This is a genomic window from Thioalkalivibrio sp. ALJ7 (assembly GCF_000376865.1).
Taxonomy (GTDB): Bacteria; Pseudomonadota; Gammaproteobacteria; order Ectothiorhodospirales; family Ectothiorhodospiraceae; genus Thioalkalivibrio.
In genome coordinates, this window is sequence record NZ_AQXQ01000006.1 from 1 (window position 1) to 12,380 (window position 12,380).

General features: G+C 64.2%; 12 protein-coding genes. 7 read left to right on the forward strand and 5 right to left on the reverse strand.

Going from position 1 to position 12,380, the window contains the following annotated elements; genetic code table 11:
• The 6 genes from D002_RS0101465 to D002_RS0101490 all read left to right on the forward strand — a co-directional run.
• On the forward strand, window positions 1-270 hold a 270-nt coding region (locus D002_RS0101465), incomplete at its 5' end, for an integrase core domain-containing protein (protein ID WP_018140139.1).
• Between the two features lie 201 nt (window positions 271-471).
• Window positions 472-861 (forward strand): hypothetical protein, encoded by a 390-nt coding sequence (locus tag D002_RS0101470; protein WP_231362906.1) that lies wholly within the window; start codon window positions 472-474, stop codon window positions 859-861.
• Window positions 862-1,384: 523 nt separating this feature from the next.
• On the forward strand, window positions 1,385-2,878 hold the full coding sequence (locus D002_RS0101475) for a TolC family protein (protein WP_369772002.1): 1,494 nt from the start codon (window positions 1,385-1,387) through the stop codon (window positions 2,876-2,878).
• Complete coding sequence (locus D002_RS0101480; RefSeq protein WP_026181435.1) at window positions 2,875-4,641, forward strand: PAS domain S-box protein; 1,767 nt, start codon at window positions 2,875-2,877, stop codon at window positions 4,639-4,641. Before D002_RS0101475 ends, D002_RS0101480 begins: the two co-directional genes overlap by 4 nt.
• Window positions 4,641-5,339, forward strand: coding sequence for an ABC transporter ATP-binding protein (locus D002_RS0101485; RefSeq protein ID WP_018140143.1), 699 nt, complete (start codon window positions 4,641-4,643; stop codon window positions 5,337-5,339). Before D002_RS0101480 ends, D002_RS0101485 begins: the two co-directional genes overlap by 1 nt.
• 8 nt (window positions 5,340-5,347) lie before the next feature.
• On the forward strand, window positions 5,348-6,532 hold the full coding sequence (locus D002_RS0101490; protein ID WP_018140144.1) for an ABC transporter permease: 1,185 nt from the start codon (window positions 5,348-5,350) through the stop codon (window positions 6,530-6,532).
• Here the strand turns inward: D002_RS0101490 and lnt are convergent.
• The 4 genes from lnt to D002_RS0101510 form a co-directional block, all read right to left on the reverse strand.
• Window positions 6,510-8,045, reverse strand: a complete 1,536-nt coding sequence (lnt, locus tag D002_RS0101495; protein ID WP_026181436.1) for an apolipoprotein N-acyltransferase — start codon at window positions 8,043-8,045, stop codon at window positions 6,510-6,512. The genes D002_RS0101490 and lnt overlap by 23 nt on opposite strands.
• Window positions 8,046-8,127: 82 nt before the next feature.
• Window positions 8,128-8,535, reverse strand: coding sequence for a hypothetical protein (locus tag D002_RS0101500; protein WP_018140146.1), 408 nt, complete (start codon window positions 8,533-8,535; stop codon window positions 8,128-8,130).
• Window positions 8,536-8,584: 49 nt separating this feature from the next.
• A complete protein-coding gene (locus tag D002_RS0101505; RefSeq protein ID WP_038044967.1) occupies window positions 8,585-8,992 on the reverse strand; it encodes a hypothetical protein in 408 nt (135 codons plus the stop codon).
• A 161-nt stretch (window positions 8,993-9,153) separates the two neighbouring features.
• Complete coding sequence (locus D002_RS0101510) at window positions 9,154-10,725, reverse strand: TolC family protein (protein ID WP_018140148.1); 1,572 nt, start codon at window positions 10,723-10,725, stop codon at window positions 9,154-9,156.
• Window positions 10,726-11,037: 312 nt separating this feature from the next.
• Between D002_RS0101510 and D002_RS0101515 the strand changes: the two genes are divergently transcribed.
• The gene (locus tag D002_RS0101515; RefSeq protein WP_018140149.1) at window positions 11,038-11,466 is read left to right on the forward strand and encodes a hypothetical protein; all 429 of its coding nucleotides are present in this window, start codon (window positions 11,038-11,040) and stop codon (window positions 11,464-11,466) included.
• Window positions 11,467-11,894: 428 nt separating this feature from the next.
• Here the strand turns inward: D002_RS0101515 and D002_RS0101525 are convergent, their stop codons facing one another.
• Window positions 11,895-12,251 carry a hypothetical protein gene (locus D002_RS0101525; RefSeq protein WP_018140151.1) on the reverse strand — a complete coding sequence of 119 codons (357 nt, stop codon included), beginning with the start codon at window positions 12,249-12,251 and terminating at the stop codon, window positions 11,895-11,897.
• Window positions 12,252-12,380 lie beyond the last annotated feature (129 nt).

Sequence of the window (12,380 nt, forward strand, 5' to 3'; positions counted from 1 at the left end):
AGCCAGGCCTGCCGTCGGCTGGGCATCCGTCATCGCCGGACACGGCCCTATACGCCGCGAACCAACGGCAAGGCGGAGCGCTTCATCCAGACCGCCCTGCGCGAGTGGGCCTACGCCTTCACCTATGCCACCTCGGAGGAGCGCAAACGCCACCTGCCCCGGTGGATCCATGACTACAACTGGCACCGCCCACACGGTAGCCTGAACAAACAGCCACCCATCAGCGTCCTCGGGCTACCTGAGGACAACCTTGTGAGACTCCACACCTAGAGCTTGGGCTCGCGCCGGATCCTCCGTCTGGGTGCGGTTACTCGCCGGAAGCGTGAGCTTTCCGTTAGCCGCATTAGGGCGAAATCTGAACTGAATCACGGTTTGTGATCTGATACCGCTCGAACGGCGCCTGGTGAGATTCGGGCGATCATGACATCGGGGCGGTCGTTGCGCGGTTCCGATCGACACGAGAGGTGATGGATGGGACGAGTGACACGGTGGGCGCTGGTGGCTGCGGTCGGGATGGCCACGATGTTGGCGGGGGCCGCCAAGGCCGACGAGGTTTCCGAGCTGCGACTCGAGAACCGCTCCAGTGAGGCACTGCAGGGGACCATTACGGTCCTGCACGGATCGGCGGATTATGAACAACGGCAGTTCAGGCTTGCCCCCGGCGCCAGCGAGGAATTCGTCTGGGACGGCTGGTATGGGAACTACGCGTATCAACTGGACGGGGGCGACCTGAATTCGGTTCGGATGTCGTTGCCAGGATATGCCTCCTATTACTCCAGTGAAGTCGAGATCACCTGGTATGACGATCAGGATGAACTGAGCCACCGGGTCGAGTGCTCCAAGTCTTGCCGGTGGCCGTGAGCCGCCTCCGCTTCGCGGCTGTCGAGCAGCTTCCAGGCAAACGTATGCAGAACCCAATTACAACGGCACCGCGGCACCGTTGAGGCCCTCGCCCTTTCACGGGGGAAGCTGAACGGCTGTCTGATGGATTCGACAATTAGGAGAAAAGATGAAAAAGCGACTGGCTACGATGATGCTGCTCGGTGGGGTGATGCTCGGCGCGACCGCGAACGCTTCTACGATTTGTGTGTGCGTGGGTATAGGAAGTACCGGAAGTGGCTGTGGTAGTGGCGCAACCGGTGCGAACTTCGGGCAGTATTTTGGAAATGTGAGCAACTCGGATCTGGACTCGTACCTGCGCGAGCATCATGCCGAACGGCTCAGCAGTGGTGCCAGCAGTAGTGAGTATTCGTCCCAAACCGGTTGGCTGTGCACTCGGGAACGACGTTAGGTCTCGGATCTAGACGAACCGCACGTGTTAGGTGACACGCGAGGCTGGCCAGCATGCTGGGTCACGGGTGTGCTGGCCAGCTTGGCGTTTGCAGTGTCCGCATGGGTTGTGATGCCCACGGCCGCTGCTTCTGCAGGTAGTTTCAATGTCCACGAATACGAGCCTGCCCCACTGTCGGGCAGCGAGTTGGAGTTGGGGCTGGCCGAGGCCATTGCCCTGGCCCTGCGGCGGAATACCCAGCTGCAAAGCGCGTATCTGGATCGCGTGGTGGATCAGTTGAATCTGGCGGTGGCCGAGGCGCAATTTCGGCCGCAGGGTACGATCGTATTGGGCGCCCAGCAGAACCGCGCGCCCGGGGACGATGCCGATACTCAGCGTTCGAGCACCCTCTCGCCCTCCCTGGATACCGAACTTCCGACCGGGGGGCGGATCGGTTTCAGCTGGAATCTTGACCAGGACCATGGCCTGGATGAGCCCGCCATCCAAACCTCGCGCAGCTCTCAACTTTCGCTGGACCTGAATCAGCCGTTACTGCGTGGCGGCGGCCTGGCGGTGGGTCGGGCTCCGCTGGAGATTGCCCGCTTGCAGGAAACCGCGAGTGCCCTGGGGCTGGAAGAGACGGTGGTCGGGACCATCGATAGTGTGATTGCGGCGTATCGCTCGCTGTTGCAGGGCCAGCAGCGCCTGGAGATTGCGATAGCATCCCTGGAGCGCACCGTTGAACAGCTGGAACGCAATCGTGCGCTGGTGGAGCGAGGGCGTATGGCAGCCAACGAACTGGTGCAGACCGAGTCGCGCCTGGCCAATCAGCGCTTCAGTGTTAGCCAGGCCGAAGACGCCGTGGATCAGTCGCGGCTGGAGCTCCTGCGACTGCTCAACCTGGGGCGTGACACGCGCCTTCGTCTGCGTGACACGGTCGAGCTGGAGGCGCTTGAGAGCCTTCGCGTTCGATCTCCCTCGCTGGAAGCGGCCACATCGATTGCGCGTGACAACCGTCCGGATTATTTGCGCCTGCGGATCGCGCGCGAGATCGAATCGATCGGGCAGATGCTGGCCGAGAATGAACACCTCTGGAGACTCGATCTGAATGCCTCGCTGGATGCCGGGGCGACCGGGCGAAGCGCTCGGCAGGCCACCGGTTCGACGCTTGACGAGCGTCCGGGATATGCGTTGGGGCTGGAGTTGGAGATCCCGATCCTGGATCCGGAGCGGCCGGTTCGGCTGCTTGAGTCCCGCATTCGCCTGCAGCAATCGGAAATCCAGTTCTCCGAACGAGAGGTCGAGCTGGAGCTGGAAGTGGAGCGTTCCCTGAATGATCTGAACAGTCGCTGGCAACAGTTGGGCTTGGCGCAGCGTTCGCTGGAATTGGCGCGCGAAAGCCTGGAGATCGAGCGTGAGCGGCTGGCCGTGGGACGGACGACGTCGTTCCAGGTCAATGCAACCGAACAAAACCTCCAGCAGGCCGAGCAGAGCTTGTTGGACGCTGTGATTGCGTATCTGAATGCGCAGACTGCGCTGGACCGGGCGCTGGGGACCACGCTGGATAGCTGGGGGCTGTCGCTCCCTGACGCAGGAGTGATGCCATGAGCGACAGTCCAGTTATGTTGAGTCAGCAGATCCTGGATTCGATGGCGGATGGGGTGCTGGTCGTCGACGCCTCTGGCGCGATCACAACCTTGAATCCCGCCGGGGCGGCGATTCTCGGGTTACGGGCCGATGAGGCAGAAGGACGCAGCCTGGCCGAGGTGTTTATCGGAGAAGAGGGCTACGCGGCCTTCGTCGATGCTTTGTTCGAGGCGGTCTATTCCGGTGTGATGCAGCCCGACCAGATGGTGTCCATCAGCGTGGGTGGGCACGTACGTTCGCTGAAATTGACCACCTCCTATCTGGCGCCCCGGCAAGCCGGGGGCGAGCGCGCCGTGCTCGCGGTGTTTACGGATGTGACCGACCTGGAGCAGGCACGTCAGGCCGAGCAGAGCCTTTCCGATGAGCTGCGCGGCAAACACAAGGAATTGCAGGACGCCTTCCTGGAAATCGAGGCGAACAGCGAGGCCTTGCAGCAGGCGTACCGCCGTTCCGGCCGCATGCGGCTGATGATGACGGCCGCCGTTGTGGCCGTGTTTGCGGGTGCTGGGTACTGGGCCATTCCGAACGCCGCGTTGCCCGAATTTGGTGCCAGCGATGCCCCGGTCGTCGACGCCACTCAGCCCGGAGCGTTCGAGGTGCAATCGCGCGCGGTGGAAAGCACCACGAGCTTTTCCGGGCGGTTTCGTCCGGGCGATGTCATTACGCTGGTCAGTCCTTTCGAGTCCACCGTGGTGGCCCGTCACGTTGAGTATGGCGAGCGGGTGGACGAGGGTGATCTTCTGCTGGAACTCGATTCGACCGAAATCGATATCCGCTATCGGCGTGCACGCAGCGACCTGGCGGATGCCGAGTCGGAGCTTGAGGACCTGGAGGACTGGGAGCAGGGCCGCGAGATGGCCAGTTCACGCCGCAGTCTGAGGCAGGCCGAACGCAATTTGAGTAACGATCAGCGCGAACTGGATGATGTCGAGCATCTATTCGAGCGTGGCATCGTTCCCGAGCGCGAGTTGCGGGCGGCCCGGGAGCGAGTGGAAGAATCCCGAGTGCGGGTCGAGGCCGCGCGAGAAGACCTTGCGGAGACCTCGCGTCAGGGCGGTGAACGGGCGATTGCGCGGGCGCGAGTCGAGGTGGAGAACGCGCGCGCGGAGTATGAGCAGGTACAACGCCAACGTGATGGGGCCCGCGTGTATGCCCCGGTCGATGGCGTCGTTCTGGCGCCCCTTGGCGAGGACCGGGATGACGGCGAGCGGGTGGAGGCTGGGGGGCGTGTGTCCAGTGGTGCCGCTCTGCTGGCGGTGGGCGACCTGTCTTCCCTGGAGATCGAAGGCACCGTTGATGAGCTGGATATCCATGACGTCCAGGCGGGCCAGTCGGCCCGGGTGAACGTGGTGCGAGGCGGGGGTGACCCGATGCCGGCCCGGGTGTCCTATGTGTCTTCGCAAGCGCAGGAGGGGAGCGGACGAGGTCTGCCATCGTTCCGCCTGGTCGTGCGTATTGATGACCTCGACGACCAGGACCTGGAACGGATTCGGGTGGGGATGTCCGCCTCCGTGGATGTGATCACGCAGCAGGATTCGGATGCGGTGGTCGTGCCCCATGCCTATCTGGGCGGGAGCGGGTCGGAGCGTTGGGTCCTGCGGCAGACATCCAACGGCTCCGAGCGCATCGCGGTGGAACTCGGCCGGTCCCGATACGATGGGGTCCAGGTGCGAAGCGGCGTGGAACCCGGAGACCGGCTGTTGCCACCCGGGGGTGAAGTTTGATGTCCGCGGCGCAACCGCTGGTTAGCCTGCAAGACGTCCATCGCTCCTATCGCGTCGGACCCACCGATGTGCACGTCCTGCGCGGAGTTCAACTCGAGATCCACCGGGGTGAACTGGCCTCGCTGATGGGGGCTTCCGGCTCCGGCAAGTCCACGCTGATGAACATCATCGGGATGCTTGAACGCCCGTCTTCGGGTGATTTCTTTTTCGAGGGTCGGGACGTGCTGCAACTCGCGCCCGATGCCCTGGCGCATTACCGCAATCAGCAGATCGGTTTCGTATTCCAGACCTTTCACTTGCTGCCGCGACTGACGGCCCTGGATAACGTGGGGCTGCCGCTGCTGTATCAGGACGTGAGCAAGCGGGAGATGCGTCGCCGTGCGCGCGAGATTCTGGGTCGAGTCGGCATGGGTGATCGCGTTGATCATCGACCCAACGAGCTCTCCGGCGGCCAGCGCCAGCGGGTCGCGATTGCGCGTGCACTGGTGGGGAACCCTTCCGTGGTGTTGGCGGATGAGCCCACCGGTGCGCTGGATTCGAGTGTGGGCCGCGAGATCATGGATTTGTTCCACGAGCTGAACGGCGAAGGCGTGACCGTGGTGATCATCACCCACGACCCGGCCATCGCACGGGAGTGTCCCCGGCAACTGGTCATCCGGGACGGTGTGGTCGCCGGCCCGGAGCAGGTGCCGGCATGAGGCTGGGGATGCTCCTGGGCGAGGCGAGCCGCAATATTGTGGCGACCAAGCAGCGCTCCCTGCTGGCGCTACTGGGGATCGTGATCGGCACGGCCTCGGTTATCGCGATGCTGAATGTCGGGTCCATCATGCACAACGCGGTGCTGGAGCAGTTTCGCGCGATGGGGACCAATGTCATCAATATCCGACAGCGCTACGCCACGGATGAGGACGACCCCGCGCGTAACCAGCTGGACCTTGGACTGGCTCGGGCATTGGGGCCGGCCCTGCCGCAATTGATTCAAGTCGCGCCATTTGATTCTGCGAGTGCGCAACTGCGAGCGGGCGCGGAGACCCAGAATGTCCGGCTGACGGGGGCGACCGAGGCGTTACAGGGGCTCTTGCGGGTGCGCCTGGCCGCCGGGCGCTGGGTCTCCGAGCTGGATGGGGTGGAGCTCCAGGGTGTGGTCGGTTCCGAGGTGGCATCGAACTATGCCGCGCAAACCAACCAGCCGCTGGAAGTGGGTGACCGAGTGGGGCTGGACGGCTACACCATGACGGTGGCCGGAATCCTGGAGCCGTATCCACGAGGCGGCGGGGTGAGTCCGATCTCCCCGAACCGGACGATCTTTCTGCCGATCAAAGCCTTGCAGCGTTTCGATGCCGATAACCAGCTGGAAGGCATCCTGGCGCGTGTGCATCCACAGGCCGACCATCAGGAACTGGCGCGAACCATCGAGACCTGGGTGGAGGAGCGCGCCCCGGGGTTGCCCGTCGAGGTGAATAGTGCCGAACAGTTGCTGGCCAACATGGAGCAGCAAAGCCGCATGTTCACGATCATGCTGGGCGCGATCGGCAGTATTGCGCTCATCGTGGGGGGCGTAGGGATCATGAACATCATGCTGGTATCGGTCACCGAGCGACGCAAGGAGATCGGCATTCGGCTTGCCATCGGGGCCCGCAATGCCGACATCCGTCGCCAGTTCCTGGTCGAGGCGGTCATGCTGTGTCTGCTGGGCGGTGTCATTGGGGCCGCGTTGGGAACCGGGGTGGCCATCGCCTTTGCCCATTTCACTGGTAACCCGTTCGTGGCGGCACCCATGGCGGTACTGCTGGGCGTTTCCGTCTCCACGCTGACGGGGATTGCCTTCGGGTATTACCCCGCCCTGCAGGCCTCGCGGCTGGATCCGATCATCGCACTGCGTAGCGAGTAGAGCGTCCCCGCCGGCGCCAGCCACGATGGAGGCTGGCCAGCAGGACCAGCACGGCCAGGCCGTGAATGAAGCGGTCGCCATGGCGCTGGTAGAAAGGGCGCTCCGCCACGGTGTGGACCACGATGCTTTGAGTCGTGCTCCGCCACTGTGGCGTCTCGCTACCTGGCACCACTCGGCCCGTCGCGTCGAAGACAGCCCCGCCCCCGGTGTTGTGCAGCATGACCAATGGACTGCGGTTCTCCAGGCTGCGTGCGCGCGCGATGGCCCGGTGCGCATCCGCGGCGCGCGGCGAACCGAACCAGGCGTGATTGCTGATGTTCACGATGATCCCCGCTTGCCCCGACAGGTTCTCGCGCACGAGGTTGGCGAACAGACTCTCGAAACAGATCGTCGGGGCTAGGTGCACCCCGTCGGGCCCGGTCAGGGACGGTTCCGGGTGTCCCGGGCTGAAGCGTGAGGCATGTGGCAGGCGCTCGCGTAGCCAGGGCAGTTGCGCTTCGAACGGCAGGTATTCGCCGAATGGCACGAGCTTGCGTTTGCGGTAGGTCCCGGACAGGCCGGCCCCAGGCTCGAACAGTAGGGCGACGTTGTGAGTGTCATGGGCCGGGTCATCCCGGTGTTCGGTCCCGTTGACCAGTATGGGTACCCCGATCTCGTCGGCCAGGGCGGCAAGGGCGCGATGCCCCCAGGATTGCGGAGCCGCCTGAAGCGTCATGGCCGCCTCGGGCCAGATCACCAGATCCAGATCCGGGTCGGTCTTGTGCAACTTGCGGGTCTGCGCAATGGCGGTGTCGATGTCGTTGTTTCGATCGGCCATCGGCATGTCGTCGCGCCGCACATGTACCGGGATATTGGGCTGTACCAGGCCCAACCGGGTGCTGTGTTCCGGAGCGGCCCGTTCCAGTGCATCCAGGCGCAGGCTCCCGTAGGCCAGCACGGTCACCACCAGCAAGCCGAGCAGTACGGGCGCGACTGGGGTGAGCGTGTGGCGACTCACCGCGATCAGCATGCCGGCGGCGAGAAAGCCGATCGCGGCCGAGAAAAAGAGCAGCAGGGGCATGCCGCCCAGATCGACGACTTGTGCCAGCAGGGGGTGGGCGAGCAGGGCGTAGGCAAAATGTCCGGGAACGACCTGCGGCGAGAAGGACAGGACCACCGTCAGCAGCCCCGCTGCGAGCAGGGCCTCAGCGGGACGTTCCAGGCGCAGTGCAAGTGCGGCGACGGCACCGGAGAACAGCGCGTAGGGTGCTGCGTGCAGGAGCGCCAGCCCCAGCACCATCAGGCTGCCAAGGATCCATGGGAAGCCGAGCCAGGCTTCGGTGCCGGATACGACCCATCCGAGCGATGGCAGCCAGTAGCCCAGGCCCGCCAGAAGGCCGGTCGTAGCGGATGCGCCGATGGTCAGGCCCTGCAACGCGAGCCCCAGAAGGGCAATGGATATCAGGACGAAGGCCCCGGGCAGGGGGCCCTCCGGAAAACTCAGGTGAAAGAGAACCGCGGAACCTGCCAGCAGGCCCGCACGCGCGAGTGCGGACAGGGCGGACCGCTGGATCACGGGTGCCGTAACGGTGGGTGTGGCGGAGCTGCTTGGCGGATTAGCGTATGCCGAGGCGGTTCGGACAGCCGCCGCCGCTGTAGTTGATCTCGGTGATCTCGACCTGCCCGGAGACTACGTGAACCTCCGAACGGTGGCTGAAATCCAGCCGCTTGCTCTCGCCTTCGCGCCACTGTTCCCGGTCGCGGGCTGTGAGTGTGAGACTTTCCATGTGCGAGTCTGGGTCCATCACCATTGCATATCCCTGCAGGGTGCTGTCGGCAAGTCCGCGGAATCCGATGCACCCGGTGGCGAAGCTTTGCGTGGCGAGCTGCACGCTGTCGCCGCTGCGCAGGACGTCCCCTTCATTGGCGGAGCTGCCACCCCCTGAGGCGACCGCAGAGGATAGGGTCACCGAGGCGAACGAAAGCACGATCGCAGTGGTGAACAGGCGAGAAACTGGATTCATTGCGGATACCGGGTTGGGGTGGGGGTGCAGGTTTGCCCTGCCGTGGCCATCAGCCGACGCGCAGTCCGAGGCGATCGGGGCAGCCTCCGCCGCTACGGTTGATCTCCGTTATCTCCACGGAGCCAGAGAGCACCATGATTGCCGAGTTACGGAAGTCGAACCGTTTCGTCTCGCCTTCGCGCCAGCGCTCCCGATCGCGGTCCTTGACCGTGGTCGTGAGGCCTCCACGGTAGGACTCGATGATCTGATATCCCTGCACCTCACTATCGCTCAGGCCCCGCAGTTCCATGCAGCCGGTGGAGCCGATCAAGGCCTTTACGCGGGTCTGGTCCCCCGCGCGCAGCACGTCACCTACGTTGGCGCTGCTGGTGTTCGAGGCCAGGCTGGATCCCGAGGTAGCCACCAAGGCAAATGTCATGCTCAGCAATAAGGCGCGTCGTATCGGTAGAGGGATCATTTGGACGTGGCCTCCGTGCTTGTTCGCCGTTGAATGCGAGCCAGCCTAGCATGGGCAGTGCCGACACCTTTATACGGCGTGAGTCCAACGTAAGGTGAGGTGTTTTGGGCGGGGATGAAGCCTCCGGGCATACGCCGGATGACCGAGCCACGATGCGGATCTCAATCGATGTATGCGGATGTGTCTGTTGTCCTGGATGGGATCGCCAGATCCCAGCGTTCGAGCACGATGCCCATCGCCCGATCCAGTTCGGTCTGGGCGTTCTGGTAGTTGATGGCGGCATCCAGCAACGCCTGCTCCGCCTCCCGGAGCTCGCGCTCCACGCTTTCGACCTCGAACCCCGAGGAACGCCCGACTGCGAGCTTTTCCTGCTCGATCGCCACGGCCTGTTGTGCCAGATCCAGCGCTTGTTCGGCCAGATGGAGTTGATCCCGTCGGCTCTCCAGCGCCCCAAGGGCACGTTCGACCTCGATGCGGATGGATGTTCGGAGTTCCTGGGTCCGCAGGCGCGCCTGACGCTGCTCCACCCGTGCCGCGCCAAGGCGTTGTTGGCGCGTGTGCCGGTCTCCCCAGGGGATGCTGAGGCGCAGGCCCAGGGAGTGGCCTGGAGACTCTTCGAAGCCGCGCTCGATGGCTCGAGTGGTGGACGGGCTATCGCCCCGCAGCTCGACCGAGGCGGACACATCCAGTTGCCAACGGTTGGCGTCCTCGGCCAGCGTTCGATCGAGAGCGGTCAGTCGTTGCGTGACCAGCGATTGGCGAAATTCCGGACTCCGATCCAGTGCCGTATCCATCGCGCTTTCGAGGGGGGGTGTATCGGCGAGGAGTCCGTCAATGTCGTGGACATCAATCGCGTCCTGCGGCTCGAGCCTCACCCCGGGTTCCAGCCCAATCAGTCGAATCAGATCGAGCTCGGCCTGATCCCGGCGCTCCTGGGTCTGCGCCTGCTGTAGCTCTTGACGCGCAAGGCTCTCGCGCGCCGGGGCCAGATCCGCCGCTGCCAGCCGACCGCGTTCCACCAGCTCCGTCCGGTTTTCCAGCTCTTGGCGACTTCTTTCCAGGGCGAGCTCGGCGAGTTCGACCCGCTGGTTTTCCAGGATCAGGTTGCGGTAGGCCTGAATTACCTGGGCGAGGGTGCTGATGACCTGGGACTCCAGGGCCAGTACATTCTGTTCCTCGTTCAGGTGCGCACGTTCCACTGGCGCCCGGCCAATCTCCAGACCGCCACCGCGCAATAGCGGCTGGGTGATGTCCAGCGTGACTGCGGAGGCGCTGTCTGGCGGGGTGTTGGGCGCGTCGGATTCGAGTACCCGTTCAATCCGCCAGTTCAGGCCCGCCTGCGCGCCGGTGGGAAGCGCGAGGCTGGCACTTGGATTGACACTGGCGGTGCGGGTCCGCACGCCGTTCGCGCCCGCTGTACGCTGCTCGCGAGCTTGAAGCGTCACGGCGCTCCGGGGATGAAAGGCTTGGTTGGCCAGATCCAGATTGGCCCGGTCGACCACACGGCCCAGGTACGCGCCGCGCAGTGACGGATTGCGGGCAAGCGCGACCTGCAAGGTCTCGCGCAACGTCAGGCGCAGGGGCGCGCTCCCGGCTCGCATGCGCGATTCAATTGCGGAGTCGGCCGCCGCGACTGCGCGGTCCGGGTCGCCAGGGTTCGCCGGGTCAGCCGCGGCGGTCGTCGCCAGGATCAGGAGGCAGCCGAAGAGGGCAGGATGTTTGAACAAACGCATGGCTGGCGGGAGGGGAGCGCGATCTCGATCAGCGGGTGAGTTTCCGGCGACCGCCCGCAAACCTGCGCGCCATCCCATGCAGGCAGTATCCCAAGCCGACCCTTATGCAGTAAAGCTGCGGCTCGACCGGCCGCAGGGGTGCCGGCATTGACCATCATCGGGAATGGATCCCGATCCTCGACCCGACCGCAGCGCGAAGAGCGCACGTCGGTACCTGTCGGCTTGAAGCGCAAGCGAGGGCGGTGTCATGGAAATCGCGAAGGCGGTCTCGTACTCTGGCACGCCATTCGTCCATACCCTTCTGGAGACATCGTGGCCAACATCCTGAACCCGTACGCCGACGATCAGCCGGAACCGAAACACATCGTGCTGCGTGCCCGTAGCGGCCAGGCGGTCTCCGCCGAATTTACCCTGCAGGATCGGCGAGGGCGCCAGAGCGCGGCGGAATATCTGTTCCATCTCTATTCCACCATCAAGCAGAAGCTGGACGAGCCGGTCCTGGACACCGCCGCGCCATCGCCGGACGACCAGGCCGCCATGCAGCGATTGATCCTGTACTCCGCCGGCGCCCACGACACCATGTTCGGCACCTTCAATGGTTCCAATACCTCCTCGGAGATGCCGGAGGAGGAGCGCAACGAGTTCGTGGAAATCTTCCTGCTGGCCTGCGCCACGGTCATCGAGGGCCAGCGGATCACTGTCGACCTCCAGCGAGGCTTCATCACCGCCGAGGCGGCCTGAGCATAAGCCGGGGTCAGGCTTTTCCTTTTGACCCACCTACACCAGAGAGGCAAAAGGCAAGGTCTGACCCTCCGGGCTACGAAAGGCAAGGTCTGACCCTCCGGGCTGCGCCCCGCCAGTGAAAAGCCCGGAATTCAGGCTAAGGCCATGCGATCCGGCTATCCAAGGCTGGCGCAGAGCTGCAGTAGGAACCCGGTAGACATTACCGCGAGTCCAAGGCCAGTGATGAGGCGCCGCCGCCGCACCTTTTTGGTAGGCGGGAGCCGGTAGGTTTCCGCTTCAGTGGTGGCGTGCTGATAGCCGAACCCAGCCTCGGATAACACGTCGCGGCGACTCCATGGCAGCTGCACCAAGGCGGCCGCCAAGGCGCCACCGAAGTTCAGGGCCATACCCCATTGCGCAAGATCCATCGTTCCCCCTTGGTTGGGCTACGGACAAGCCCATCCAGTCAGAAGCACGCTACCCGTACCCAGCAATACGCCGACAAAGATGCCACCAAGTACCTGAGCAGAAGCCTGTTGCAAAAGGCCGCGCCACCAAGTCGCCTTGGCTTGTACCGCCGTTTCCTGTGCTTCCCGGTGCCGTAGAACTTCGCGCATCACGGCCCGGGCGTCACGCTGATACTTCCCGCTCGGCCGATCCAGGAAGATGCGTAGTTCACTCAGCGGCGCCTGTTCGGCTTCGCTACGGAAATGCGTCTGTTCTTCTGCCGCGGTGTCGGCCGTGGAGTTGCAGGCATCGCGCAGCCGCGATTGCCAGTCCCGGTCGCTGCTGTCTGTTGCCATAGTTGCCCCTCTTGGTGGTGGTGCCCTGACCATAGCCGGACGGCCCGGCCTCGCAAAGTAAAACGCCCCGGAAGACCAAGCTGCCGGGGCGTTTCTTGCGTGGTTCGGCCACTCTGGAAAACCGCTTCC

Coding starts and splice junctions, on each gene's coding strand:
- D002_RS0101470 (WP_231362906.1), top strand. CDS start 472: ATGGGACGAGTGACACGGTGGGCGCTGGTGGCTGCGGTCGGGATGGCC.
- D002_RS0101480 (WP_026181435.1), top strand. CDS start 2,875: ATGAGCGACAGTCCAGTTATGTTGAGTCAGCAGATCCTGGATTCGATG.
- D002_RS0101485 (WP_018140143.1), top strand. CDS start 4,641: ATGTCCGCGGCGCAACCGCTGGTTAGCCTGCAAGACGTCCATCGCTCC.
- D002_RS0101490 (WP_018140144.1), top strand. CDS start 5,348: ATGCTCCTGGGCGAGGCGAGCCGCAATATTGTGGCGACCAAGCAGCGC.
- D002_RS0101500 (WP_018140146.1), bottom strand. CDS start 8,535: ATGAATCCAGTTTCTCGCCTGTTCACCACTGCGATCGTGCTTTCGTTC.
- D002_RS0101505 (WP_038044967.1), bottom strand. CDS start 8,992: ATGATCCCTCTACCGATACGACGCGCCTTATTGCTGAGCATGACATTT.
- D002_RS0101510 (WP_018140148.1), bottom strand. CDS start 10,725: ATGCGTTTGTTCAAACATCCTGCCCTCTTCGGCTGCCTCCTGATCCTG.
- D002_RS0101525 (WP_018140151.1), bottom strand. CDS start 12,251: ATGGCAACAGACAGCAGCGACCGGGACTGGCAATCGCGGCTGCGCGAT.